Source organism: Mesorhizobium sp. B3-1-6, assembly GCF_006439555.1.
GTDB lineage: Bacteria > Pseudomonadota > Alphaproteobacteria > Rhizobiales > Rhizobiaceae > Mesorhizobium.
The window spans coordinates 88,932-113,681 of sequence record NZ_VFTM01000002.1; the positions used below are offsets into that span (position 1 = coordinate 88,932).

At 65.4% G+C, this 24,750-nt stretch carries 21 protein-coding genes, 1 pseudogene and 1 riboswitch; of the genes and pseudogenes, 13 read left to right on the plus strand and 9 right to left on the minus strand.

Translation table 11 applies throughout. The annotated features are described in order from the left end of the window. Positions 1 to 70 precede the first annotated feature (70 nt). From FJ414_RS02740 to FJ414_RS02755, 4 genes are all read left to right on the plus strand, one after another. The gene (locus tag FJ414_RS02740) at positions 71 to 1,255 is read left to right on the plus strand and encodes an MFS transporter (protein WP_140641071.1); all 1,185 of its coding nucleotides are present in this window, start codon (positions 71 to 73) and stop codon (positions 1,253 to 1,255) included. Between the two features lie 14 nt (positions 1,256 to 1,269). After that, entirely contained in the window at positions 1,270 to 2,550 is a 1,281-nt protein-coding gene (locus FJ414_RS02745; protein WP_140641073.1) for a D-arabinono-1,4-lactone oxidase, read from the plus strand. After that, positions 2,547 to 3,683 (plus strand): alanine racemase, encoded by a 1,137-nt coding sequence (locus FJ414_RS02750; RefSeq protein WP_140641078.1) that lies wholly within the window; start codon positions 2,547 to 2,549, stop codon positions 3,681 to 3,683. Before FJ414_RS02745 ends, FJ414_RS02750 begins: the two co-directional genes overlap by 4 nt. Positions 3,684 to 3,850: 167 nt before the next feature. After that, positions 3,851 to 4,786, plus strand: a complete 936-nt coding sequence (locus FJ414_RS02755; RefSeq protein ID WP_140641080.1) for a bifunctional helix-turn-helix transcriptional regulator/GNAT family N-acetyltransferase — start codon at positions 3,851 to 3,853, stop codon at positions 4,784 to 4,786. Between the two features lie 36 nt (positions 4,787 to 4,822). On the opposite strand, the gene FJ414_RS02760 is transcribed toward FJ414_RS02755, so the two are convergent. Beyond that, positions 4,823 to 5,656, minus strand: coding sequence for an AraC family transcriptional regulator (locus tag FJ414_RS02760; protein ID WP_140641082.1), 834 nt, complete (start codon positions 5,654 to 5,656; stop codon positions 4,823 to 4,825). 148 nt (positions 5,657 to 5,804) lie between these two features. On the opposite strand from FJ414_RS02760, the gene FJ414_RS02765 reads away from it, so the two are divergent. Then, positions 5,805 to 7,298 carry a winged helix-turn-helix domain-containing protein gene (locus FJ414_RS02765; protein WP_140641084.1) on the plus strand — a complete coding sequence of 498 codons (1,494 nt, stop codon included), beginning with the start codon at positions 5,805 to 5,807 and terminating at the stop codon, positions 7,296 to 7,298. Between the two features lie 115 nt (positions 7,299 to 7,413). On the opposite strand, the gene FJ414_RS02770 is transcribed toward FJ414_RS02765, so the two are convergent. The 5 genes from FJ414_RS02770 to FJ414_RS02790 form a co-directional block, all read right to left on the minus strand. Then, on the minus strand, positions 7,414 to 7,746 hold the full coding sequence (locus FJ414_RS02770; protein ID WP_246672278.1) for a hypothetical protein: 333 nt from the start codon (positions 7,744 to 7,746) through the stop codon (positions 7,414 to 7,416). Positions 7,747 to 7,774: 28 nt separating this feature from the next. After that, positions 7,775 to 8,188: a hypothetical protein gene (locus FJ414_RS02775; RefSeq protein WP_140641086.1), complete on the minus strand. Its 414-nt coding sequence runs from the start codon at positions 8,186 to 8,188 to the stop codon at positions 7,775 to 7,777. Positions 8,189 to 8,268: 80 nt separating this feature from the next. Beyond that, positions 8,269 to 11,373 carry an efflux RND transporter permease subunit gene (locus FJ414_RS02780; protein WP_281405791.1) on the minus strand — a complete coding sequence of 1,035 codons (3,105 nt, stop codon included), beginning with the start codon at positions 11,371 to 11,373 and terminating at the stop codon, positions 8,269 to 8,271. 116 nt (positions 11,374 to 11,489) lie between these two features. After that, entirely contained in the window at positions 11,490 to 13,064 is a 1,575-nt protein-coding gene (locus FJ414_RS02785; RefSeq protein WP_140641088.1) for an FAD-dependent monooxygenase, read from the minus strand. Continuing rightward, a complete protein-coding gene (locus FJ414_RS02790; RefSeq protein WP_140641090.1) occupies positions 13,061 to 14,218 on the minus strand; it encodes an efflux RND transporter periplasmic adaptor subunit in 1,158 nt (385 codons plus the stop codon). The genes FJ414_RS02785 and FJ414_RS02790 overlap by 4 nt, the downstream gene beginning before the upstream one ends. Before the next feature lie 334 nt (positions 14,219 to 14,552). After that, positions 14,553 to 14,759: riboswitch (cobalamin riboswitch) on the plus strand. A 195-nt stretch (positions 14,760 to 14,954) separates the two neighbouring features. On the opposite strand from FJ414_RS02790, the gene FJ414_RS02795 reads away from it, so the two are divergent. From FJ414_RS02795 to FJ414_RS02810, 4 genes are all read left to right on the plus strand, one after another. Next, positions 14,955 to 15,338, plus strand: coding sequence for a DUF1636 family protein (locus tag FJ414_RS02795; RefSeq protein WP_181166967.1), 384 nt, complete (start codon positions 14,955 to 14,957; stop codon positions 15,336 to 15,338). Further along, complete coding sequence (locus tag FJ414_RS02800; protein WP_140641092.1) at positions 15,335 to 16,123, plus strand: ABC transporter ATP-binding protein; 789 nt, start codon at positions 15,335 to 15,337, stop codon at positions 16,121 to 16,123. Before FJ414_RS02795 ends, FJ414_RS02800 begins: the two co-directional genes overlap by 4 nt. Positions 16,124 to 16,155: 32 nt before the next feature. Further along, positions 16,156 to 17,103: an ABC transporter substrate-binding protein gene (locus FJ414_RS02805; protein WP_140641094.1), complete on the plus strand. Its 948-nt coding sequence runs from the start codon at positions 16,156 to 16,158 to the stop codon at positions 17,101 to 17,103. Between the two features lie 383 nt (positions 17,104 to 17,486). Continuing rightward, positions 17,487 to 18,473, plus strand: a complete 987-nt coding sequence (locus FJ414_RS02810; protein ID WP_140641567.1) for an iron ABC transporter permease — start codon at positions 17,487 to 17,489, stop codon at positions 18,471 to 18,473. A gap of 7 nt (positions 18,474 to 18,480) precedes the next feature. Here the strand turns inward: FJ414_RS02810 and FJ414_RS02815 are convergent. Next, positions 18,481 to 18,658 (minus strand): annotated as a pseudogene (locus FJ414_RS02815) (phosphatidate cytidylyltransferase); the annotation flags it as partial. 132 nt (positions 18,659 to 18,790) lie between these two features. On the opposite strand from FJ414_RS02815, the gene FJ414_RS02820 reads away from it, so the two are divergent. From FJ414_RS02820 to FJ414_RS02830, 3 genes are all read left to right on the plus strand, one after another. Next, on the plus strand, positions 18,791 to 19,270 hold the full coding sequence (locus tag FJ414_RS02820) for a MarR family transcriptional regulator (RefSeq protein WP_140641096.1): 480 nt from the start codon (positions 18,791 to 18,793) through the stop codon (positions 19,268 to 19,270). Next, complete coding sequence (locus FJ414_RS02825) at positions 19,267 to 20,493, plus strand: HlyD family secretion protein (protein ID WP_140641098.1); 1,227 nt, start codon at positions 19,267 to 19,269, stop codon at positions 20,491 to 20,493. Before FJ414_RS02820 ends, FJ414_RS02825 begins: the two co-directional genes overlap by 4 nt. Before the next feature lie 412 nt (positions 20,494 to 20,905). Continuing rightward, a complete protein-coding gene (locus tag FJ414_RS02830; protein ID WP_140641100.1) occupies positions 20,906 to 22,438 on the plus strand; it encodes a DHA2 family efflux MFS transporter permease subunit in 1,533 nt (510 codons plus the stop codon). 30 nt (positions 22,439 to 22,468) lie between these two features. On the opposite strand, the gene FJ414_RS02835 is transcribed toward FJ414_RS02830, so the two are convergent. Next, on the minus strand, positions 22,469 to 22,975 hold the full coding sequence (locus tag FJ414_RS02835; RefSeq protein WP_140641102.1) for a CAP domain-containing protein: 507 nt from the start codon (positions 22,973 to 22,975) through the stop codon (positions 22,469 to 22,471). Positions 22,976 to 23,198: 223 nt separating this feature from the next. On the opposite strand from FJ414_RS02835, the gene FJ414_RS02840 reads away from it, so the two are divergent. Further along, positions 23,199 to 24,023: a DUF2189 domain-containing protein gene (locus FJ414_RS02840; protein ID WP_140641104.1), complete on the plus strand. Its 825-nt coding sequence runs from the start codon at positions 23,199 to 23,201 to the stop codon at positions 24,021 to 24,023. A 25-nt stretch (positions 24,024 to 24,048) separates the two neighbouring features. Here FJ414_RS02840 and FJ414_RS02845 read toward each other — a convergent pair whose 3' ends face one another. Next, positions 24,049 to 24,681: a LysE family translocator gene (locus FJ414_RS02845; protein WP_140641106.1), complete on the minus strand. Its 633-nt coding sequence runs from the start codon at positions 24,679 to 24,681 to the stop codon at positions 24,049 to 24,051. Between the last annotated feature and the right edge of the window lie 69 nt (positions 24,682 to 24,750).

Genomic DNA, 24,750 nt, shown 5'->3' on the forward strand with positions numbered 1-24,750 from the left:
ATCAAGTATCAGTTTTGCCAAATGCTGACAACTTGTCAGTTTTTCGATCGAGCTGCAAGGGAGGGCACTCGTGACCGCATCGCAAGCCGCGCAGGCGGAAAATGACGACTGGCTTGTCGGCAATCCGAGCGGACTGCAGCTCGCCTCGGCGCTGTGGATCGGCTCGGTCGGCCTGCTCATCCTTGGCCTGCAGCCGGTGCTGCTCGGTGCGCTCTACACCGAAGGGCATGTCACCGGCGACGAACTCGCGCTGGTGGCCACCGCCGAGATGATCGCCATCGCCATCGGCTCGGGCGTAGTGGCGATGCTGCTCCCTGCCAGGAACATGCGCCGGAAGAGCGCGGTGCTGCTCGTGCTGCTCGCGCTCACCAATTTCTGGACCGCTTATGCCGGTACTCCCAATGCGCTGATCGGCGCGCGCACGCTGGCCGGCTTGGCGGAGGGCGGGCTGGTCGCGGTCGCCACCGAATTGATCGCCCGCTCGCGTCGCGCCGAGCGCATCGGCGGCTATTTCGTCACGCTGCAGACCTTGGCGCAATGCGCGCTGGCGCTGATCCTCGCGCTTTATGCCGTGCCGCGAGCTGGCTCGGCCGGCGGCTTCATCGCGCTCGGCATCGTCTGCCTGCTGTCGCTGGTCGTGGCCTGGACCGTGCCGGACGACTATGCCGACCTGCCAAAGGAAGAGCAGTTTGCCAATGTGGCGACCGTGCCGGCGATCACCGCGCTCTTGTCGATCTTCTGCTATTTCATGTTCTTCGGTGCCGTCTGGGCTTTCCTCGAGCCCATCGGCGCCCAGTTCGGCATTGATGGCCGCACCGTCGGCCTGATGGTTTCGGCGAGCCTTGCCGCGCAGGTGCTCGGCGCCATGACCGCGACGATCTTCGAGGCGCGCATCGACTATCGTTTTGCCATCACTGCCATCGGGGTCATCGCGGCGATCAGCTCGGTGCTGCTTGCCTCCGGCCCGGGTCTTTCGACGTTCTGGGCCGTGGCGCTAGTGATGGGCTTCATCCTGCTCTTCATCGTGCCTTACCAGATCCGCCTCGCCATCACCGCCGACGAGACGCGCACCGCCGCACTCCTGGTGCCGGCCGCGCAACTCTTCGGCCTCGCCATCGGCCCGATCGCCGCCTCGCTTCTGATCGACGGCGAGAATTTCCGGCCCGTGCCCGAATTCGCCGCCGCCACCGCTCTGGCCAGCGTGCTTTTGCTCGGCGTCTTCGTGCTGGTCGCGCGCCGGCGCGGCCGGGCCTGAGCGGGAGGATTGGGATGGCAGCCGCCTGGAGCAACTGGTCGGGCTTCGTCACGGCTTCCCCGCAATTGATCGCGACCCCGGCCGATGTCGGGGAACTGGCCGAGCTGGTGCGCTCGGCGCCCGGACCGCTGCGCGTCGCAGGCGCCGGCCATTCCTTCACGCCGCTGGTGCAGTCCGACGGCACCATCGTTTCGCTGGAGAAGATCGAGGGGCTCGTCACGCATGACGCTGTCGCCAACCGGGCGCGGGTGAGGGCGGGCACGCGGCTCGGCGCCCTGATGCATATCCTGCAGGACATCGGCCAGGGTCTGCCCAACATGGGCGACATCGACCGCCAGGCGATCGGCGGCGCGCTGGGCACGGCGACCCATGGCTCGGGCTCCGCGCTCGGCGCCTATCACACGCAGCTCGAGGCGCTGCAGCTGGTGGATGGGCAAGGCAGGCTGCGCGAGTACAGCCGCGCTGGCGACCTCGACATGATCCACGCCACCGGCGTCGCGCTGGGCAGCTTCGGCGTGCTGACCGAAGTGACGATGAACAACATGGCGACCTATCGGCTGCGCCGCCGCAAATGGATTCTGCCGGTCGGCGACATGCTCAAAAACTTCGAGACAATGATGGCCGCGCATCGCTCGGCCGAGTTCTACTACATTCCCTTCGCCGACTACGTGCAGTTCATTGCCAGCGATCTCAGTGGCGCAGCGCCGACGCCGCGGCCGACCGAGGATGACGAGGAAGGATTGGCGACTTTGCGCAAGCTGCGCACCGCTTTGCGCTGGCTGCCGTCGCTGCGCCGCGCGCTGATCAGGGGCGCGGTGAAGAAAGTGGCCTCCGAGGACTATGTGCAGGATTGGCTCAACGTCTACGCCAGCGACCGTCGCACCAAATTCAACGAGATGGAGTACCACCTGCCTTACGAGGAAGGCCCCAAGGCGTTGGCCGAGATCATCGCGCTGACGGAGAAGCACTTCCCGGAAGTCTATTTCCCGATGGAGGTGCGTTCGGTGGCGCCAGACGAATTCTGGCTTTCGCCTTTCTACAAAAGGCTGACCTGCTCGATCGCCATCCACCACGATGCGGCGAACGACCCGCTGCCCTTCATGCGCGCCGCCGAGCCCATCTTCCACAAGTATGGCGGCAGGCCGCATTGGGGCAAGATGCACGGCCTGAAGGCAACGGATTTCAAGAAACTTTATCCGCGCTGGGACGACGCGATGGCGGTGCGGCGCGACATCGATCCGCAAAACCGTTTCGTCTCGCCTTACATGGCCAGCCTGTTCGGCATCCAACAATGAGCGCCTATTTCATCGCTCTGTCCGACGCATTGCGAGCCGCCGAGATTTTCCGGCCCTGCCTTGTTCTCGACCGAGACCGGCTGGACGGCAACATCGCGCTGGTTAAGGAGAGGCTGGCGCCGGGCCTGGCGGTGCGACTGGTCGACAAGTCGCTGCCTTGCATGCCGCTGCTCTTGCACATCGCGCGAGCACTTGAAACCAACCGCTTCATGACCTTCCATCCGCCGGTGACGCAGGCAGTGCTCGACGCTTTTCCCGAGGGCGATTTGCTCTATGGCAAGCCGATGCCGGTCGGCGCCGCCAGGGCCGCGCTGACGAGAGGCGGCGCCGGCTGGTGGTCGCGCGTCTGCTGGCTCATCGATACGCCGGAGCGGCTGGCGGAATATGGCGCGCTCGCTGCGGCGCTCGACACCGAATTGCGCTTCGCTTTCGAGGTGGACGTCGGCCTGCATCGCGGCGGCTTTTCCAGCCCCGCCGAGATCAAGGCGCTGCCGATACCGGATCGTCTGCACTGCGAAGGCATCATGGCCTATGAGGCCCATGCGCCGGAAATCCCCGGTTTATTCGGCGGGGCGGAGAAGGCGCTGAAGCAGGCCTCGACCAAGGCTGCCGGCTTCATCGATGCGCTGGAGCCGGAGGCGCGCCGCATCCTCAACATCGGCGGCTCGAAGACGGCGCTGCTGCATGGCTCGGGCGTCGCTAACGAAGTGTCGATCGGCTCGGCCTTCGTGCTGCCCAAGGATTTCGACACGCCCGGCCTCGGCGGTTTCCAGCCGGCGGCTTTCATCGCCACGCCGATCCTCAAGGCGGTCGATGCGATGCTGCCGGGGCCGCCGGCGGTTTCCAGGGCGTTTCAATCGCTCGGTCTCTTCGCGCGCAAGGGCTGCTATCTCTATGGCGGCAAGTGGATGGCCGAGCCGGTGTTTCCCGAAGGCATGAAGCCGAACGGACTGATCGGTTTATCGTCCAACCAGCAGTTCATGAGCCTGCCGGCAGGCGCGGATGTTAAGCCCGGCGACTACGCCTTCTTGCGGCCGACGCAGAGTGAGGCGGTGCTGCAGCATTTCGGGGCGATTGCGGTGTTTTCGGCCGCGCGCATCGTGGAGTTCTGGCCGGTGCTGCCGATGGGGTGAGGGGCGCTTCAGCGCTCGCTATTAGCACTGGTGACCGTGAGGTCGTCATTCTAGGGTCTGCGCGCGTCGCTGCGCTCCTTGCTCCGCCCTGGAATGACGAAGGCGTGGCCTATTCATTGACTCAGTCAACTAAATGGTTGATCCTGTCCAAGACAGGAGGATCTCCCATGACGATCCACGACCACCCCGGCAAGGAGCGCATCGACACGGTCCGGTCCTTCAACCGCTTCTACACCCGCCAGATCGGCCTGCTCGACGAGGGCCTGTTGAAGAGCCCGTTCTCGCTGACCGAGGCGCGGGTGCTCTATGAGCTTGCGCATCGCGACGGGCTCGTCGCCAGCGACCTGGTGCGCGAGCTTGGCCTCGACCCCGGCTATGTCAGCCGTCTTCTCAAGAAATTCGAGGAGCGCGGCCTGGTCGAGCGCGAAGCCACCGAGGCAGATGCGCGCCGCGCCTCGATTGCGCTGACGCCCGCGGGCAGGCAGGCCTTCGCGCCGCTCAACCAGGATTCGCACGACCAGGTGCGCGCGCTGCTCGATCGCCTGGCGCCTGTCGACCAGGAGCGGCTGGTCAAGGCCATGCGCGCCGTACAGGAGCTGCTCGGCGACAAACCCGAACCGAAGGAAGCCTACATCCTGCGGCCGCTGCAGGTCGGCGACATCGGTTGGATCACGCGCCGCCAGGGCATGCTCTACACGCAGGAGTATGGTTGGGACGGGACCTTCGAGGCGCTGGTCGCCGAGATCCTCGGCGAATTCGTCAGGAAGTTCGATCCGAAGTGGGAGCGTGCCTGGATCGCCGAGCGCGCGGGCGAGGTTGTCGGTTCCGTCTTCGTCGTGCGCAAGTCGCCGGAGGTGGCGAAGCTCAGACTGCTCTATGTCGAGCCATCGGCGCGCGGTCTTGGCATCGGCGCGCGCCTGGTCGACGAATGCATCACCTTCGCGCGCGCCAAAGGCTACAAGACGCTGACCTTATGGACCAACGACATACTGGGCGCGGCCCGCCGCATCTACCAGGCCGTGGGTTTCAAGCTGGTCGACGAGGAGCGCCACCATTCCTTCGGCAAGGACTTGGTCGGGCAGACATGGGATCTGGAGCTTTAGCTCTTTCCCTTCTCCCGCAAGCTGAAGGGAAGGCGCTCACCCCTTCACCGGCAACCAGATCTCCAACCCGCCATTGCCGGTGCGCGCGTCGAATTGGGGTCCGTAGCGCTCGAATTCCGGTGCGTCGGCGATCTCGTGGCCGGAGGCCGGCAGCCAGCTGTTCCAGATCGTGTTGATGGTCCGGCGGATGGTCGAGATGTGCTCGCGATGCGAGAACACCGCATATTTCTGCGCCGGCACCCGCACACGGTAGAAATCCTTCGGCAGGTCGCAAAAATCCGTCACCTGGACGCCGGCGACATAGTCGAAATTGCCGGCATCGTCGCCATTCGTGCACACGCCGTAGAAGACGCCGGGCACTTCGCCTGGAATGTTGCCGATATAGGGGGCGAAGCGCTGCCATTGCATGGGAATGCCGGCGCTGGTCTCGCAGCTGTAGCGTTCGCCGAGACCGGCGATGAGGAAGGGGCGGCTGGTTTCGAAGCGCGGCGACTCGAGTGTGGCGAGAAGCGAACTGTCCATCAGAATGGGCTCCACGAGGTTGAGGTTTCGCGTCGAGCCTTGCGCGCGCACCAGTTCCGGCGTGGTGCCGAACGCATCGCGAAAAGCCCGCGTGAAAGCCTCATGCGAGCCGTAGCCGGCATCGAGCGCGACCGAAAGAATATCGGGCGCGCCGCCGGCCAGCTTGCGCGCTGCTTCGCTCAAGCGGCGCGCCCGCATATAACCCATGACCGACCGTCCCGTGGCGGCGCCGAAGGCGCGCGTCACATGGAAGCGCGATACGCCGCTGCTTTGCGCTATTTCGTCGAGACTGATCGCGTCCGGCAGATGGCTTTCGACAAACCACAGCGCTTTCTCGGTCGGGTTCATGGGTCCTCGCATTTGGCGCGGCGACATTAGCCCTCGCGCCGCCGGCCAGTTTGATCGAAATTGCGCGCTGGGCAATAATGCGCTTAGACCATGCCGCGTCGAGTGGAAGCGACGCGGCGCAAAGCATTGTCCGGGGAGAGGTGTCCCGATGGCGCCGGCGACAGCCGATCAGGCCTTTTGTTTTGGCGGGTTCACGCTCGACCTTGCCATGGGCACGCTGCGCGGCGTCAACGAGCCGCTGTTCCTGCGCCCGAAGGCTTTCGCGCTGCTGTCCCATCTTGCCCGCAACATGGGCCGCGTGGTGCCGAAATCGGAACTGATGGATGTCGTGTGGCCGGGCGTCTACGTCACCGAGGATTCGCTGACGCAGTCGGTGCGCGAGATCCGCAAGGTGCTGGGCGACGACATGGTGCGCACCGTCTCCAAGCGTGGCTACATGCTGGCAGCGGAAGCCGAAGCGGCGCCCGAGATAAGCACGCAGCCGATCGTCGCCGTGGTGCGCTTCCGCAATGAGAGCGGCGATCCGGCCGACGAGGCCATGGTCGATGGATTCGCGGAAGACCTGATCAATGGCGTCGCGCGCTTCGGCACCGTCACTGTGCTGGCGCGGAACTCCAGCTTCTCCTTTGCCTCCTTCGGCCGAGACGAGTGGCCGCAGATCCGCGCCCGCATTGGCGCCGACTATCTGGTCGAGGGCTCGCTGCGCCGTCAGGGCGAGCATGTCGTGGTCGCTGTCAGTCTGGTAGACATCGCCACCGCGAGCCAACTCTGGGGCGACCGCTACCAGTCGCATGGCGAAGGCCTGTTCGCCATCGAGCGCGAGATCGTCGAACAGATCGTCAGCCGCCTGGTCACGCGGGTCGCCAATGCCGGGCTGCAGCAGGCGTCACGCAAGCCGGTCACCAGCCTTGCCGCCTACGAGCTCCTGATACGTGGCTTTGCGCTGCTGCGCGACCCGGCCCAGACCGACCAGCGCGGCGCCGAGGCCTTGTTCGAGGCGGCGATCGCCAAGGATCCGAATTACGGGCTGGCCTACACCTATCTCGGCTTGGCGCGCTCGCTCGACGGCGAATTCGGGCGTGCCAGCGATGCCGTGCTGGAAAACGCGCGCGACCTTGCCGACAAGGGCCTGGCGCTGTCGCCGGACCAGCCGACCGGTCATCGCGTGCAGTCGCTGATCCGCCTCTACATGCGTGATCACGAGGCGGCCGAGCACCACATGCGCATTGCGCTTCAGCTCAACCCTTACGATGCCGACAGCATCGAGCAGATGGGCATGCTGCTGACCATGCGCGGCCGGCCGCTGGAAGCGCTGACCTGGCTGGCACGCGGCATCCGCATCGATCCCTTGCACCCGCATTGGTACCAGTTCGATCGCGCGCTGGCGCTCTACATGATGGGCGAGTACCGGCAGGCGGCCGACGCACTGGAACTGGCAACGCGTCCAGCGCCGTGGATCCGCACGCGGCTCGCGGCCTGTTATGCCCAGATGGGCGACATGGAGAAGGCGCGGCGGCAGATCGCACTCATCGAGGAGGGCGCCCCGTTCTCGCCGATCGACTATGCGCTGCGCGGCGTGCCGTTCGAGAACAAGGCTGATGCCGAGCATTTCGCCGAGGGTGTCAGGCTTGCCCTCGGCTAAGGCATGTCGCCCGGAAGTGTGCAGCGGATAGCGACATGCATCAAAAACAGCGACTTAAAAGCGCGTCGACTGAATCCGTTTCAGGGCGACGCGCTTTAGCTGACGCCCGAGGCGATCAATCGGCCACGACCACGATGTAGCGGCCCTGATAGAGCCGGTAGTAAGTGCCGCCGCAGCGCCAGACGTCAAAACCGTTGACCTTGGTGCGGACGCAGCCGGTGGGCAGCGTCGCGACCCAGGCCGTGGTGTGCCGCAGCACGCGCCAGGTGGTGGTGCGGCGGGCGACTCCGGCGGCGCTGCGCGGCGTCCACGGCGCCCCGATGCGGGCCTCGGCGGTGCTGACCGGCGACAAAGCGGGCACGGCGCTGCCGACGATTTCGACAGCGGTGATCGCAAGGGCGAGCAGAGCTGCGGCCGAGCGGTATTTCTTCAAGGATTTCATGGGCATGTTGGTTTCTCCAGATGTTGGTTGAAGTCTAGCGGGAGGATTGAGCGGCAAGCCGGGTCGAGCCCGTCAGCGCCGCCAGGTGAGCAACCACGAGCACCCAGTGCGCCGTGGTTGTGACGTAGCCGACGACGAGCACGTCCGCGGCGACGAAGAACTGCCAGAACAGAAGGTTCGCCGTTCCAAGCAGCATGTGCACGGCAGCCAGGACGGCATGCCAGTTGCGGGAATAGGCGATGCGCCAGAGCGTCACGCCGATGATCAGGGCAAGCCCGTGCGCCTCGATGAAGCCGATGCCGGTACCGGGCGCATCGCCGAGCAGGATTGCTTCCGGGCCGCGCCCGAAGAAGGAGCCGGCAATGTCGGTGAAGAGCCCGCCGGCCGACGCCAGCATCAGGAAGCCGGCGTTCAGGCGAACGAAGAGGTTTCCGTAGAAGGAGGACATGATCTTGATCTTGCCTTTCTGTTTGTTGTTGGGATGCGGCCACGGCGGCGTCGCCGCCGTGGCTTGCCGTGCCTCGCCGCTCAGGCGGCGATGGCCTGCGGTTCGGCGGTGGCGGTGACCGGCTCGGTCCCTGCCGCGGCGTGTTCCGGCACCTTGATGCGGAACCAGGCGACGTAGAGCGTCGGCAGGAAAACCAGCGTCAGCACGGTCGCCACCATCAGGCCGCCCATCACCGCATAGGCCATCGGTCCCCAGAACACGGTCGGCGCGATCGGGATCATGCCGAGGATGGCTGCTGCCGCCGTCAGCAGGATCGGCCGCAGCCGGTGCGTGGTGGCGCTGATCACCGCCGCCCACGGCTCCTCGCCGGCGGCGATATGCTGGTCGATCTGCGCGATCAGGATGACCGAGTTGCGGATCACCATGCCGATCAGCGACATCACGCCGAGGATGGCGACAAAGCCCATCGGAGCCCCTGACAGAAGCAGCGCGCCGGCGACGCCGACGATGGCCAGCGGAGCGGTGAGCAGCACCAGCACCAAGCGCTGGAAGCTCATCAACTGGATCATCAGCACCGTAGCCATGATAAACAGCATCAGCGGAAAGACCACGAAGATGCTGGCCTGCGCCTTGGCGCTGTCCTCGATGACGCCACCCTGCTCGACGCTGTAGCGCGCCGGCAGCTCGGCCTTAAACGTGGCGATCGCTTTCTCCAGCCGCTTCGACACGATGGTGGCGTTCTCGCCCGTCGCGACGTCGGCCTGCACGGTCACGGTCGGCAGGCGGCCTCGACGCCAGATCAGCGGCGGCTCGGTCTGGTAGCTGAGCTTCGCCACCTGTTCGAGCGGCACGCGCCGTCCGCCGGAGGCGCTGATCGTCAGGCCGCGCAGCGTGTCGATGCTGGCGCGTTCCGAATCCACGGCGCGGGCGACGATGTCGACGAGATAGGTGTCGTCACGCATCTCGGTGATCTTCGAGCCGGACAGGATCGCGTTGATCGTCTCCGACAGCTGCTGCGAGGAGATGCCCAGCGCACGCGCCCGGTCCTGGTCGACCTCGACCTTGATGACCTTGGCCGGCTCGTTCCAGTCGTAGTTGATGTTGCGGACCGCTGCGTCGCTGCCGAGCACCTGCGCGAACTGCTGCGCGAGACTCCGCGTCTTGTCCGGGTCTGGACCGCTGACACGGAACTTCAGCGGCCAGCCGACCGGCGGGCCAAGTTCCAGCGGCGTGACGCGGGCCATGACGTCGTCGAAGCCGGTCGACAGCTCCTTCTCCAGCCGGTCGATGACCGCCTGGCGCACGGCATGGCCCTTGGTCACCACCACCGCCTGGGCGAAAAAGTCGTTGGCCAGCTGCGCGTCGAGCGGCAGGTAGAAGCGCACCGCGCCCTGGCCGACATAGAAGCTCCAATGGTCGATGTCAGTATCGGAAGCGAGCAGCTTCTCGACGCGCTCGACGACCGCGTCCGTCGCCTTGATCGAGGCGGTGCGCGGCAGTGTGAGATCGAGCATGACCTCCGGCCGGTCCGACTTCGGGAAGAACTCCTGGCCGACGAAGCCCATGGCAACGACCGAGAGCGCGAACAGCCCGGCGGTCGCCGACAGCACCAGCCACTTCGCCCGCATCGCGGTTTCGAGCAGCACCTGGAAGCCACGGGCAATGCGCGACGGCTGGTGGCTGCCGCCGTGTCCCTTGATGCGGTCCGGCAGAATGAAGACGCCGGTTAGCGGCGTGAACAGCACCGCGACGACCCAGGAGACGACGAGCGCGATGGCGACGACCGCAAACAGCGAGAAGCAGTATTCGCCGGCGCCGCTCTTGGCGAAGCCGACCGGCACGAAGCCGGCGATCGTCACCACCGTGCCGGTCAGCATCGGGAAGGCAGTCGAGGTATAGGCATAGGTGGCGGCCGAGATCTTGTCGTAGCCTTCCTCCATGCGGGCGATCATCATCTCGACCGCGATCATCGCATCGTCGACCAGTAGGCCGAGCGCGATGATCAGCGCGCCGAGCGAGATACGCTGCAGCGATATGCCGAAATACTGCATGGTGACGAAGGTGATCGCCAGCACCAGCGGGATGGCAACCGCCACGACGACGCCGGGGCGCCAGCCAAGCGCCAGCAGTGACACGGCAAGCACGATGGCGATCGCTTCGCCGAGGCTCTTGGTGAATTCGCCGACGGATTCTTCCACGACATGCGACTGGTCCGCGACCATGCCGAGCTCGGCGCCGAGCGGCAGCTCGGCCTCCATCTCATGCATCTTCTCCTTGACGTTTTCGCCCAATGCCAGCGCGTCGCCGCCTGCCGTCATCGAGACGGCGATGCCGACCGCTGGCTTGCCGTTGAAGCGGAACATCGGCTGCGGCGGGTCGGAATCGGCGCGCTTGACCTCGGCGACGTCGCCCAACCGGAAGTAATGGCCGTTGGCGTAGAAGTTGATCGCCTTCAGGCTCTCTTCCGACGTGAAGGAACCGGACACGCGGATGGCGATGCGCTCGGGACCGGCGTCGACCGTGCCGCTCGGCGTCAGCGCGTTCTGCGCCTGCAACGCCTGCGTCAGCGTGCCGACGTCGAGGCCGAGCGCCGCCACCTTCTGGGTCGAGAATTCGAGATAGATCTTCTCGTCCTGCTGGCCGATCAGGTCGACCTTGGCGACGTCCTTCACCGTGAGCAGCCCGGCGCGCAGGCTGGTCGCCATATCCTTCAGCTCGCGATGGCTGAGGCTGCCGGAGGTGAGCGCGTAGATCAGCGAATAGGTGTCGCCGAACTCGTCGTTGAAGAACGGGCCCTGCACCCCCGACGGCAGCGTCGGCTTGATGTCGTCCAGCTTCTTGCGCACCTGATACCAGAGCGGCTGCACCTGGTCGCCGGCAACAGTGTCCTTCAGGTTGACGAAGACGACGGATTCGCCCGGCTTGGTGTAGCTCTTGACGTAGTCGAGATCGGGCAGTTCCTCGAGCTTCTTCTCGATGCGGTCGGTGATCTGTTCGACCGTGTCGCTGGTGCTGGCGCCTGGCCACATCGTCTTCACCACCATGGTCTTGATGGTGAAGGGCGGGTCCTCCTCGCGGCCGAGACCGCGATAGGCGTAGAGGCCGGCGAGTGCGGCCGCGATCATCAGGTAGACGATGAAGCTGCGGTGGCGCAGCGCCCATTCGGAAAGATTGAAGCTGGTCATGATGCAAAGCCCTCTCAGCGCGCGAAGGCGCGTTCCGCCGGCTTCTGCCGGCTGGCGAAAACAAGTGATGGTTTGGGTCCGGTCAGCGCCCGCCATTTGGCGGGCGCCGCGGCAAGTCAGGCCAGGCTGTGCATGGTGCCCGGTACGCGGTATGGCGCCCGCTCGGACGTCCTTGGTTTGATGGCGAGGCCGGCGAGGTAGCGCTGGAAGCTCGCCGCCTCCTGCACCGGCGAGGCGAGCGCGACATGCCCGTCCGGCCTCACCAGATAGGCGGCGTCGCGCTGCAAGGCGGCTTTCGCGGCGGTTTCCGACCAGGCGAAGCCGTGAACCGGAATGCCGGTCGATGCCAGCATGGCCCGGAATTCCGCATTGACCTCGCCATAGACATGCACCTGCCAGTCCAGCGAGCGCAGCGGCTCGAAATTGTCGCTGCTTGGCATCGGCACATAGGGCAGGCGGTCGCCGCCGCTGACCTTTCCCGCTGTGCCCGAGCTGATCGGGCCGGCGCGGTACTGGATCGCCGCCTGCGAGATGACGCCGAAGAAGGCGCGCGAGCCGTATGACGTGTGCAGCGCGATGTTCAGGATATTCGGCATCAGATAGCGCCGGAACAGGCCGACGAGCCGCGAGCGGCTGGTGGCGATGCGGAACGCCTGGTCCGTGCTCTCGATCAGTCTGTGGGCGAAGGCGATGCGCTCCGGCTCATAGCTGTCGAGCAGGCGCGGATCGGCGCGGCCCTGGACGACGGCAGCGAGCTTCCAGGCAAGGTTCACCGCATCGCCCATGCCGGTGTTCATCCCCTGTCCGCCGGCCGGGCTGTGAATGTGGCCAGCGTCGCCGCAGAGGAACACACGGCCGACGCGAAAATTCTCGGCGACGCGATGATGGACCCGGTAGGTCGAGAACCAGTTGACCTCGTCGACCGTTACGCCGGTGTCGCGCTCGACGTCGGCGCGTATCGCCTCGAAGCTGATCGTCTCGTCCGCCTCATGCGCCTTCGGCACGATGCCGATCAGCCGGATCGAACCCGACTGCCGGACCGGCATGACGATGGCAAAACCGTAGGTGCTGATGGTCGTGTCCATGCCGTTGCGGGTGATGTCGCCACGGCCTTTCACGTCGACGACGTAGAAGGACTGTTCGTAGGCGCCGCCAGGAAAGCCGATATTCAGCCCGTGGCGCACTGTGCTGTGGGCTCCGTCGCAACCGGCGAGGTAGTCGGCGACGACGGTTTCCGTCTGGCCTTCCTTGCTCAGCGTCGCGATGACCGCGTGGCCCTTGTCCTGGAAAGCGATGAGCTCCGTGCCGCGCTCCACCTCGACGCCGGCGCGCTCCAGATGCGTGATCAGCACGCGCTCGTGGATGTCCTGCGGCAGCGCGAAGGCGAAGGAATAGGGGCTGATGCCGCGGCCGAAATCGGCGAGCGGGAGTCTCGCGGCGACGCCTGCCGGCGTGTGCACGGTGAGCTGTTCGATCTTCACGCCCGCTGCAAGCACGTCGTCGACGATGCCGATCTGGCGGTGGAATTCCAGCGTGCGCGCCTGGACGGCCAGCGCGCGCGAGGTTTCGCCGGGAGCGGCGGCCTTGTCGAAGATGCGCACCGGAACGCCGAGCTTGGTCAACCAGAGCGCGAGCGTCAGCCCGGTCGGGCCGGCGCCGGCGATGAGGACCTTGGTCTTTGACATGGTCATTTTCCTTCTCCCTCAACGATACGGACTTTTTCGTGTTCCCGCAGCCGGTTAACGCCGGCAGTGACGACCCGGTCGCCCTTGGTGAGCCCGGCACTGACGACTACGCGGTCGGTCTCGTAGCGGGCGATGGTGACCGGCTTGAGCTCGACAGCCGACGAGGCCGACACCACCCAGACGGCGGGCTTGCCTTCCTTGTCGAACAGCGCGCTGCCCGGCAGCAGCACGACAGGCGCGCCGGCGATCTCGACGCGGCCGGCGACACTTGCGCCGAAGCGCATCTCGTCAGGCGCATTCTCGAGCGAAACCTTCACCTGGAAGGTGCGGGTGGCGGCGTCGGCCATCGGCGCTATCTCGCGCACAGTGCCGGCGGTCGAGACTGCCGGATTGCTGAGCAGCGAGACGGTGACGGTGGGTATCTTTCGACCGCGCCGGGCGCTGGTAAAGGCTGCTTCCGCGATAGAGAACACCGCGTCGCGGCTCTCCGGATCGGCGACGCGTACCACCATCTGCCCAACATTGACCGATTGGCCGGCCTCGGCGCCGGTGGCGGTGACGATGCCGTCGAATTCGGCCCGGAGCTCGGTGTAACCGAGCTGGTCCTTGGCCATCGCGAAGGCGATGTTCGCCGATTTCAGCTTGGCCTCGGCCGAGCGCAGATTCTTTAGCGTCGCGTCATGGTTGGCGCGTGTCGTGAAACCCTTGGCGAGCAGCACGCTGATACGCGCTTCGGCGGCGCTGGCTTCCACCAGCACGGCCTCGGCCGCTGTCACATCGGCTTCCGCGCTGGCCAGCCGGTTTCGATAATCCTGGTCGTCGACCCGGGCGAGCACCTCGCCCTTCTTCACCGTGGCGCCGACTTCGGCGGTGCGCCGGATGAGCTTGCCGGAAACGCGAAGACCGAGATCGCTCTCCAGCCTCGGCTTGATCTCGCCGATGGCGACGCGGTTATCCGCGACGGGTTCCGGCGAGACCGAAACTGCCTTGACCAGCTTGGTTTCGGGCGTGCCCGGCGCGACGTTCGATGCTTCGCTTCTGGCGCCGTGCCAGACCATCACGGCACCGCAAGCGAGCGCGGCGATGGAGCCGGCGACAAGGCGGCGCCTGAGCGGCTTGTTGTGCCCAAGAGGACTGTTGTGAAAACGTGCGGCAATCATGTTGTCTCCATGCCCAAGGTTGCGGCCGCGCTTGGGAGGACGCGGCGGCCGGGAAAACTGCGTTGGCTGGCAGGGGATCGAGGCGTTGCAACCTGTCCTTAGCCAGCCCGATCTTTTTGCGATTTCGGCTCCGGCAAATCCCGAACGGTTTCTGAAAATTTTCCGATGTTTGGGTGAGACGGCGCGAGGAGGGATTGACTGCTACGCATTCGTTGGTATGTAACGTTATTACATATCATAACGAGAATCGAACCACGAATGCATTTCTCCAGGCAGGTCGCTTCACGCGGTGATGAACGCGCGCAGAAGCCGTTGCGACTCGCGCGCGGACAACCTACGATGGCTGCGTCATGGTCCCCGAGCCGCAAGGCGAGGGGTGAAAAGGGAACACGGTGAGATCCGGTCTGGATTGAACCCGTGGCTGCCCCCGCAACTGTGAGCGGCGAGCTCCATCCGAAACGCCACTGGCCGGCAAGGCTGGGAAGGCGGATGGCGCAACGACCCGCGAGCCAGGAGACCTGCCATCGACATGAGTTGACCGGACGGGGTGTGCCGGGAGGAGACGCGAGCACCGGTCTTGTCGGCCGGCTCGTCCAGCATCCTTCCGTCGCCATTTTGGAAAGTGACGGAAATGTTGGACGCCTCGAGAGCAATTTCAGGAAAAGTGTGTAGCGGTTTTCCGTCTGGAATTGTGTCAAAACAAAGAGATAGAGCGGTTCGCCGTTTCCGTGAAACGGTGAAACGCTCGAGCCATCGCATCATCGTCTGTTCTTTGTGCCGCGATACCGTGACTGGGCTGAGGTCCGGCGAGGGTTTGTGCGCCGACCTGCGCTCCAGGCTTTCCTTGCAGCCGGCGCCTTCCTTTGCCATCGAGACCATCGACTGCATGGCGGGTTGCGCGCGGCCGCTCACCGTGGCCTTCATGGCGCAAGGCAAAGCCACCTATCTCTTCGGTTCCATCGACAGGGGCACCGACGCCGGCGCGCTGGTCGAATTTGCCAGGCTCTATGCCTCGCTGCCCGACGGTTGGTGCAATTCCGGCCAGCGCCCGGCAAGGCTCGCCGGCAAGATACTGGCGCGCATCCCCGCCGCGGGTAAGGCCAGGGAGCAAGTCCGGTGAGCGTGCCCCTGCTTGAAGCCCGCGATCTGGGCGCCACGGCAAACGGCCGGACGCTGGTCGAGGATGTCAGCCTGTCGCTGGCGGCGGGTGAGCGCCTCGCCATCATCGGCCCGAACGGCGCCGGCAAGACGACCCTGCTGCGCATGTTGTGCGGGGCGTTGTCGCCGAGCCACGGCGAGGTTCGCCTGGCCGGCCGCCGGCTGGACAGGATCACCGCCGCCGAGCGGGCGCTCAGCATCGCCGTGGTCGGCCAGACGGACCAGCCGGATCCACGGCTGGCGCTCATCGACTATGTCGAGCTTGGCCGCGTCCCGCATGCCGGCCTGAGGCGCCGGCACGACGACCGCGACATCGTCGTCGAAGCACTGCGCCGGACCGGGCTCTTGCCACTGCTCGCGCGCAGCATCGGCTCGCTCTCCGGCGGCGAGCGCCAGCGCGCGCAGCTCGCCCGTGCCATCGCGCAAGAGCCGAAGATCCTGTTCCTCGACGAGCCGACCAACCACCTTGACCCGCGCGCCCGCGCAGAACTGCTCGAACTGGTGGCCGAATTCAGCATGACCGTGGTCGCCGTGCTGCACGATCTCGCCTTGGTGGCGCCCTTCGCCACCAACGTCGCGGTGATGAGCAACGCCCGGCTGCACGCGCTGGCACCGCCGCGCGAGGCGCTGGCGCAGCCGCATATCCGCGAGGTTTTCGGCATCGACGTGCTGCGCCTGCGGCACCCGACCGAGGACCGCGAGCTCACCGTCTTCGAGCTGCCCACGCGCGCTTCCTCGCCATCCTGAACCTGCCCAACCCAAACAAGGAGCACCATCCCGTGAAACGCCTCGCTTTGTCGTTTGCCTTCTCGCTTCTCGCCTCGGCCGCCTTCGCCTTCCCGGTCACCGTCGACAGCTGCGGCAAGGCGCTCACTTTCGATGCACCGCCAAAACGCGCCGTCATCCAGGACCTCAACATGGCCGAAATGGCCTTCGCGCTGAAGCTGCAGCCGTCGATCGTCGGGCTTACCGGCATCACCGGCTGGTACAAGGTCGGCCCCGAGTTCAAGGCGGAGCAAGGCTCCATCCCGGAGCTGGCGCCAAAATATCCGACGCTGGAAAACCTCGTCGCCGTGCAGCCGGATTTCTTCTTCGCCGGCTGGTATTACGGCATGAAGCCGGGCGGCGAGGTCACGCCCGACACGCTCGCCCCGCACGGCATCAAGACGCTGGTGCTGACCGAAAGCTGCGTCCATCTCGACAAGAACCGGCCCGTCGCCTCGATGGACTTGCTCTATGGCGACGTCGAGAAGCTCGGCAAGATCTTCGGCAAGGAGACGGAGGCCGAAAAGCTGGTCGCCGGCTGGAAGGCCGAGCTTGCCGATATCACCGCCAAGGTCGGCGACCGCAAGGGCACGCGCGTGTTCCTCTACGATTCCGGCGAGGACAAGCCCTTCACCGCCGGCAAGTTCGCCATTCCCAACGCCATGATCGCAGCCGCCGGCGGCGAAAACATCATGGCCGACATGGAGACGAGCTGGGGCAACACCGACTGGGAGACGGTCGCCTCGCGCAATCCGCAGTTCCTTATCCTGCTCGATTACCAGGATGGCGGCGGCTACAGGAAGCTGCTCGATTTCCTTAAAGTCCATCCGGCCATGAAGGAGACCGACGCTGTCAGGAACGAGCGCTTCGTCGCGCTGCGCTACGCCGAGCTGACGCCCGGACCCGCCAATATCGAGGCGATCGGCGAGATCGCCAGGGCCATGCATCCGGAAGCGTTTTAGGCCTGGAATTCTGATGGGATGGGGATGGCTTCATTGATGGATCGCCTGCCTGTGAATCGCCCGCCTTGGAGATTGGCCAAAACACTCGCGACTTCGTCATCCACGGGCGGAGCAAGGAGCGAAGCGACGCGGCGCAGACCCGAGGATCCATTCCGTGACGCCGAGGCGTTGCCGCTGCTCAGAATCCCGCACCGTGGCATTTCTCGCGCCAGGTCACGGCATCTACGCGACGGAGCTTCGCTCCTGCTTCGCCCTGGAATGATGGGTGGACGGCCCCTTGCGGCATCGACGAAGTCGCGGATGCCTCGGCTAATCCCGAACGCCGGTATCGCGGCGCCAGGTCCCACGCCGTGAATCTGCGCCACCGATCGTTCGCTTTGGCCATGATGCTTGGCGCGGCGCTGCTGGTCACGCTCGGGCTGCTTTCGATCGCCTATGGCTCGACGCTGATACCTCTGCGCCAGGTCGTCGGCGCGCTGGCGCATGCGGCCGGACTGGGCAGCCAGAGCTCATCCGGCCCGGTCGGCAGCATCGTCGTCGACCTGAGGCTGCCGCGCACGTTGCTGGCGATCGCCGTCGGCGCCGGCCTTGGCGTGGTCGGCGCGCTGCTACAGACGGTCACTCGCAACGACCTCGCCGATCCGTTCCTGTTTGGCCTCTCCTCGGGCGCGGCGGCCGGCGCGGTCTCCGTCATCACCGTATTCGGCGACACGTTCGGCGTCTGGACGCTGCCGCTTGCCGCCTTCACCGGCGGCGTGCTGGCGGCGGGGATCGTGCTTCTGCTGGTGTCGCGGGTGAAGGGGCAGGGGCCTGAGCGACTGATCCTGGCCGGCCTCGCCGTCTCATTTCTGTTCACTGCCTTGACCAACTATCTCGTGTTCGCCGGCGACCAGCGCGCCGCCCATTCGGTGTTGTTCTGGACCATGGGCGGGCTCGGCCTGGCGCGCTGGGACAATATCGGCCTTGCCGCCTTGGGCGCCGGCATCATCCTCATCTATGGCCTGCGGAACCACCGCCGCTTCGATGCTTTCCTCGCCGGCGAAGGCGCCGCCGAGAGCCTTGGCGTGCCGGTGGCGAGGATGCGCCGCGCGACATTCCTCGTCGCCGCCCTGGCGACCGCCATTCTCGTTGCCGTGGCCGGCGTCATCGGCTTCGTCGGCCTGATGATCCCGCATCTCAGCCGGCCGCTCTCCGGCCCCTTGCATCGCAACCTAGTCATCGCCTGCGCGCTATTCGGCGCCATCCTGCTGTTGGCCAGCGATCTGCTGGCCCGCACGCTTTTGCCGCCCCAGGAACTGCCGATCGGCATCATCACCAGCTCGCTCGGCGCGTTCTTCGTCGTCACCTTGCTGATGCGTAACCGGCTCTGACCGGTAATTAAACCGTCCAGAAACAGCGCACGATGTGGAAGAAGATCGGCGCAGCGAAGACCAGGCTGTCGGTGCGGTCGAGCATGCCGCCATGAACCTTCGATCAGGTGGCCCCAGTCCTTGACGCCCTGGTCACGCTTGATCGCCGAGGCGACGAGTCCGCCGAGAAATCCCATCGTGCAGGCGACGAAGGCATCGGAGCTATCTTCACCGGACACTAACCATCGACGCATCGGGTGCCTGATATCTCGATTTGCCGGCTACCTGGCACAAAGCATCCACTTGAATAGTAAGCACGCTTATTATATGTATCGCTCATGGTTTCAGATGGTATCGACAGATTGGGATTTTTGATCCACGACGTGCAGCGCCTGATGCGCAAGCGTTTCGAGGTGCGTGCCAGTGGGTTGGGTCTTTCCTCGGCGCAATGGCGGCTGATGGTGCGCGTTGCCAAGGAAGAGGGCATCACTCAGGCGCGGCTGGCTGAGCTGCTCGAAATCGAGCCGATCAGCGTCTCGCGCCTCGTCGATCGCATGGAGGAGGGCGGCTGGATCGAGCGCCGCCAGGATGCCACCGACCGGCGCGTGCGCATGATCTTCCCGACCGAGAAGGCGAGCGCCGCTTACGCCGACGTCAAAAGCCTTGCCGGCGAGGTCTATGAGGAGTCGTTGACTGGTGTTTCGCCTCAAGAGCGGCGCATCCTGATCCGGGTGTTGGACACGATCGTGCAGAACCTGACGGACGGCGAGGCATCGTCCCTCGAAAAGATAAAGAGCAGGGAAGGGGCGGCGGCATGAGCGCGGTAGCCAAGCGGGAAGACGACAACGTCACGAAACTGAGTGCGCCGGCACAGCCGGTCGCCAATGCGTCGGCGCAGCCGGTCGCCGAGGCCCCCGCACAGCCGGCTGCCGCTCCGGTCGCGGTGGCGCCTGCGCCGCAGCCGGCTCCGGCCGCGCCGAAGAAGAAGCGCCGTCTCGGCCGCTTCCTGTTGATGGTCGCCTTGCCGCTGGCCCTGCTCGTCGGCGGCGCGTATGTCTGGGTAACGGGCGGCCGCTATCAGGAAACCGAGAACGCCAATCTGCAGCAGGCCAGGATTTCGGTCGCCTCCGACACGGCCGGCCGCATCGTCCAGGTCGGTATCGCCGATAACCAGCTGGTCAAGCAGGGCGACCTTCTCTTCGTCATCGATCCCGAGCCTTACAGGATCGCGCTCGCCCAGGCCGATGCGGCGGTCGCCGCCGCGCGCCTCAATGTCGAGCAGTTGCGCGCCGCTTACAGCCAGGCGACGGCGCAGGAAAGGTCCGCCTCCAGCGAAGTCGACTATGCGCAGTCGCAATATGGCCGCGCCGCCGATCTCGCGCAGAAGGGCATCAACGCCAAGTCCTCGCTCGACCAGGCCCGCAACGACCTCGACAAGGCCAAGCAGCAGTTGGCTGTCGCGCAGCAGGGCATCGTCAGCGCCAAGGCGGCACTCGGCGGCAATCCGGATATCGAGACCGACAAGCATCCGACCGTGATGGCGGCCTTGGCCGCGCGCGACAAGGCCGCCTACGATCTGGCGCAGACAACCGTGAAGGCGCCGGCCGACGGCGTCATCTACCAGGCCGCCTCCTTCAAGGTCGGCCAGTATGTCTCCGTCGGCACGCCGCTGTTCGCGCTGGTCGAGACCGGCGACACCTGGATCGACGCCAATTTCAAGGAGACCCAGCTCACCAACATGAAGCCGGGCCAGAAGGCCGAGATCGTCGTCGACACTTATCCGGGCCGCACCTTCGAGGCGATCGTCAAGGCGATCGGCGCCGGCACGGGCGCGGAGTTCTCGCTGCTGCCCGCGCAAAACGCCACCGGCAACTGGGTCAAGGTCACGCAGCGCATTCCCGTACGTCTGGAGTTGACCGATCCCGATGCCAAGATGGCGCTGCGCACCGGCATGAGCGCCACCGTTACCGTCGACACCGGCGTGGCGCGCGGCCTGCCGTCGATCTTCGGCCACGCCACGGCAGGGGAGCACGCGCAGTAACGACAGCGAGGTCCGTCGCGACGCGGCGGGCATCGAGGGGATTGGTCTGATGGGACGAGTGACAAGGATCAGCGAGGCAAGCCGCATGGCGGCTGGTTCGAAAGCTGGGGCCTCGTCGCGGACCCGTCGGTCCTCAGGTTTCCGGGCGGCAGGCATCCGCTCCAACAGAGACTTTCGGTCGATGTAACCCCCACATCGATAGTCGCGTCCCACCGCGATGAAGGTCTCTCAACGGAAGGCTTTGCCGCCCGGAAACCTAGAGCCGGATGATTTCAGGTCTGTTCGGCCTGAAATCTGAATCCGCCTCTAAATCAAAGAGATAGGGCATGATGGTCGTCCGAAAACCGCTTCACGCTTCTCGGCATCATGCTCTAGTGTACACGGTTTTGTTACCTGCTGGAAGTTCAGCATCATGAGCGCGCCCGAAGCCTTCAAGGAAGTGCCGCATCGCGGACTGATCACGGTCGCGCTGATGCTGGCGACGATCATGCAGGCGCTCGACACCACGATCGCCAATGTCGCGCTGCCGACCATGACCGGCGACCTCGGCGCGTCGCCCGACAACATCAACTGGGTGCTGACCTCCTATATCGTGGCCGCGGCGATCATGACGCCGGTCACCGGCTGGCTTGCCGACCGGCTTGGCCGCAAGGAGCTGTTCCTCGCCTCCGTTGTCGGCTTCACCATCTTCTCCATGCTCTGCGGCCTTGCCTGGAGTCTCGAGACGATGGTGCTCTTCCGGCTGCTGCAGGGCGTGTTCGGCGCGGCCATCGTGCCGCTGTCGCAGACCTTCCTGCTCGACATCAACCCGAAGGAGCGCCATGGCCAGGCGATGGCGATCTGGGGCGCCGGCATCATGCTTGGGCCGATCCTGGGGCCGACGCTCGGCGGCTGGTTGACGGAAAACTTCAATTGGCGCTGGGTGTTCTTCATCAACCTGCCGGTCGGCATCCTCGCCTTCCTCGGCATGGCCGCCTATCTGCCCGTCGTCGCCAAGCGCATGCGCGGCTTCGACTTCTTCGGCTTCGCCATGCTGTCGATCGGCGTCGGCGCGCTGCAGCTTCTGCTCGACCGCGGCGGCGAGGTCGATTGGTTCAACTCCGCCGAGATCTGGATCGAGCTCGCTCTGTCGCTCACCGGCTTCTGGGTGTTCATCATCCACACGGTGACATCAGAGCATCCCTTCATCGATCCAAAAATCTTCCTCGACCGCAATTTCGTGACCGGGCTGGGCTTCATCTTCGTCATGGGTGTGCTGATCCTGGCCTCGATGTCGCTGTTGCCGCCGATGCTGGCAAACATCTTCGGCTACCCGACCGTGACCATCGGCGTCGTGCTGGGTCCGCGCGGCATCGGCACGATGATTTCGATGCTGGTCGTCGGCCGCATCATGCACAGGATCGATGCCAGGGTCCTCGTCGCCATCGGCTTCCTGCTCACCGCGCAGTCGCTCTATACGATGGCGAGCTTCACGCCGCAGATGGACAATTGGCTGATCATCTCTTCAGGCATCGTCCAGGGTCTCGGCATGGGCATGGTGTTCGTGCCGCTGTCGACGGTCGCCTTCGCCACGCTCGACGCGCGCTACCGCACCGACGCCACCTCGCTGTTCAGCCTGGTGCGCAATCTGGGCTCGTCCATCGGCGTATCGGTGGTGGCGGCGCTGATGGTGCGCAACACCCAGATCAACCACACCGAGCTTTCAGCCTTCATCAACCCGTACAACCCGAACCTGTGGGCCGCGTCTCCGGCGGCGGCCGCCGGCGATCCCGCAGCGCTTTCGCAGGTCGACCGTGCGGTGAATGCCCAGGCGATGATGATTTCCTACATCAACGACTTCAAGATCCTGATGGTGATGACGCTGGCCGCGATTCCATTCGTCGTTCTGCTGCGCAAGCCCAGGGCCGCGCCCGTAGGCGGGGCGCCAGCGGCGCATATGGATTGATAAAGTCGCTGATCTAAGCCGGCCGCCTTTTCAACGGCCCAGCACCAACGCCCAATAGCGCAACGCCGGATCTTGGCCGTCGCGCACGTAAGCCAGCCCGAAACGGCTGAAGTCCGTATCGAGCATGTTGCGGCGGTGGCCGGCCGAATGCATCCAGATGTCGAACAGCTTCTCAAGGTCGAAACGGCCCTCGGCGATGTTTTCGGCGGCGGCGCCACGCACGCCATTGTCCTTCATGCGCGAGGCGAAATCCTTGCCCCAGCCGGTGGTGTGGCTCATGCGCTCGCGCGAGGCCATATAGCCGGCCTGCTGCAATGCCGCCTGTTCGAGCTGCGTGTCAGGGGCTAGCGCCGGCAGCCCTGCCGAGGCGCGAAGACCGGCCAGTGTCGCCGTGGCGGACGAAGAGACGCCGGCGCCTTCGCCGGTCGGCGCCGTGACGGTGCTGCAGGCGGCGATGCCGGCAAGCGCCGCCAGGCCGGCGGCCTTGAGCAGAAAACGGCGGTTCAGGTCGGGGAGGGCTGTGATGGCGATGCTCATCCGGCCTCTGATACCGGCGATCGTGGCTTTTGCCGGGCAGGCGATGAAAATCGCATGAGGCGGCGACTTTTCCCGGAAGATCGATTATGATGCGGTCGTTCTTGAAGTGGCAGCCACGGGCGGCCACCGCAGGCGGTGACCGACCCGCGCTGATCTGGCGCATGATTGCTTGGCGAGAACCTCCTGGTTTTCGGGCTCATGCACTGACAAACGGAGGACGGTTATGGCCGGTTTTCATGTCATGACGGACGCGCGCGGGATGCATGTGCAGCCCACGGTGCGCCACATCTCCACCTCGGACCTCTGGGATGCGCTGAAGCTCGGCGCCGAGGATTTCTGGGCCAAGCCGTCGCACTATGTGTTCCTGTGCCTGATCTATCCGATCGTCGGCCTGATCCTGACGCGGTGGAGCTCCGGCTCCAACGCCATTCAGCTCGTCTATCCGCTGATGTCGGGCTTCGCGCTGATCGGGCCCTTCGCGGCCATTGGCCTCTATGAGATCAGCCGCCGGCGCGAGCTCGGCATGAGCAGCCGCTGGCATCATGCTCTCGACGTGCGCCATTCGCCGGCGCTGCCCTCGATCGCGGTCATCGGTATCCTGCTCTTCGCTCTGTTCCTTTTGTGGCTGTTCGCCGCGCAGTCGCTCTATACCGGCCTGTTCGGCGCCGAGCCGCCCGCCTCGGTCGGCGCCTTTGTGCGCGACGTGCTGATGACCGGCAAGGGCTGGACGCTGATCCTCGTCGGCAACGCCGTCGGTTTCGTTTTCGCCGTCGTCGTTTTGGCCACCACCGTCATTGCCTTTCCGCTGTTGCTCGACCGCGATGTCGGCGCCGTCTCGGCGATCGAAACCTCGGCCCGCGCCGTCATGGCCAATCCTCTGACGATGGCGCTTTGGGGGCTTACGGTCGCCGTGCTGCTGGTGGTCGGCTCGATTCCGCTGTTTGCCGGGCTTGCCGTCGTCATGCCGATCCTCGGCCACGCGACCTGGCATCTCTACCGCAAGGTGGTCGAGCCGGAGCAGATCCGGCCTGTACGCCGGCCGATGTAGACGGCTGCGTTCTTGGAGGTGACGGCTATCTTTGCGCCTCGGTCGCCATCTTCAGGGCCAGCGCCGTCAGCACCGTGCCCATCATCCAGCGCTGGACGACCAGCCAGAACGGCCGTCCGGCGAGGAAATTCGCGATGGAGCCGGCCGTCACGGCGATGATGGCGTTGACGGTGAGGCTGATCGAAATCTGCGTCACGCCGAGCACCAGAAGCTGCGGCAGGACATGGCCCTTGGCCGGATTGATGAACTGCGGCAGCAACGACAGATAGAGCACCGCCACCTTCGGATTGAGCAGATTGGTCATCAGCCCCATCACGAAAAGCTTGCGCGGCCTGTCTCTCGGCAACTCGCGGACCTGAAAGGGCGAGCGCCCGCCGGGCTTCAGCGCCTGCCAGGCGAGCCACAACAGATAGAGCGCGCCGGCGAAGCGAAGCGCGTCGTAGGCATAAGGCACGGCGAAGATGAGCGCGGTGATGCCGAAGGCCGCCGACACCACGTAGAACAGGAAGCCCAGCGCCACGCCGCCGAGCGAGATCAGCCCGGCTTTCGGCCCTTGCGACAGCGAGCGCGAGATCAGGTAGATCATGTTCGGCCCAGGCGTGAGCACCATGCCGAGGCAGATCAGCGCGAAAGTGAGATGGTTGGCGGCGTCGGGCATCGATGGCTCCGGAAAGTGCCCGAGATGTGCGCCGCTTCGCGGGAACTCGCAAGGGGTTGGCGGCTGGTA

Excerpts from the sequence above, each read along its gene's own strand:
- FJ414_RS02825 (WP_140641098.1), top strand. The coding sequence starts at position 19,267 with ATGAGCGCGGTAGCCAAGCGGGAAGACGACAACGTCACGAAACTGAGT.
- FJ414_RS02770 (WP_246672278.1), bottom strand. The coding sequence starts at position 7,746 with ATGCCCATGAAATCCTTGAAGAAATACCGCTCGGCCGCAGCTCTGCTC.
- FJ414_RS02760 (WP_140641082.1), bottom strand. The coding sequence starts at position 5,656 with ATGAACCCGACCGAGAAAGCGCTGTGGTTTGTCGAAAGCCATCTGCCG.
- FJ414_RS02835 (WP_140641102.1), bottom strand. The coding sequence starts at position 22,975 with ATGAGCATCGCCATCACAGCCCTCCCCGACCTGAACCGCCGTTTTCTG.
- FJ414_RS02775 (WP_140641086.1), bottom strand. The coding sequence starts at position 8,188 with ATGTCCTCCTTCTACGGAAACCTCTTCGTTCGCCTGAACGCCGGCTTC.
- FJ414_RS02840 (WP_140641104.1), top strand. The coding sequence starts at position 23,199 with ATGGCCGGTTTTCATGTCATGACGGACGCGCGCGGGATGCATGTGCAG.
- FJ414_RS02745 (WP_140641073.1), top strand. The coding sequence starts at position 1,270 with ATGGCAGCCGCCTGGAGCAACTGGTCGGGCTTCGTCACGGCTTCCCCG.
- FJ414_RS02755 (WP_140641080.1), top strand. The coding sequence starts at position 3,851 with ATGACGATCCACGACCACCCCGGCAAGGAGCGCATCGACACGGTCCGG.
- FJ414_RS02830 (WP_140641100.1), top strand. The coding sequence starts at position 20,906 with ATGAGCGCGCCCGAAGCCTTCAAGGAAGTGCCGCATCGCGGACTGATC.
- FJ414_RS02765 (WP_140641084.1), top strand. The coding sequence starts at position 5,805 with ATGGCGCCGGCGACAGCCGATCAGGCCTTTTGTTTTGGCGGGTTCACG.
- FJ414_RS02845 (WP_140641106.1), bottom strand. The coding sequence starts at position 24,681 with ATGCCCGACGCCGCCAACCATCTCACTTTCGCGCTGATCTGCCTCGGC.
- FJ414_RS02785 (WP_140641088.1), bottom strand. The coding sequence starts at position 13,064 with ATGACCATGTCAAAGACCAAGGTCCTCATCGCCGGCGCCGGCCCGACC.
- FJ414_RS02750 (WP_140641078.1), top strand. The coding sequence starts at position 2,547 with ATGAGCGCCTATTTCATCGCTCTGTCCGACGCATTGCGAGCCGCCGAG.
- FJ414_RS02780 (WP_281405791.1), bottom strand. The coding sequence starts at position 11,373 with ATGACCAGCTTCAATCTTTCCGAATGGGCGCTGCGCCACCGCAGCTTC.
- FJ414_RS02810 (WP_140641567.1), top strand. The coding sequence starts at position 17,487 with ATGATGCTTGGCGCGGCGCTGCTGGTCACGCTCGGGCTGCTTTCGATC.
- FJ414_RS02820 (WP_140641096.1), top strand. The coding sequence starts at position 18,791 with ATGGTTTCAGATGGTATCGACAGATTGGGATTTTTGATCCACGACGTG.
- FJ414_RS02790 (WP_140641090.1), bottom strand. The coding sequence starts at position 14,218 with ATGATTGCCGCACGTTTTCACAACAGTCCTCTTGGGCACAACAAGCCG.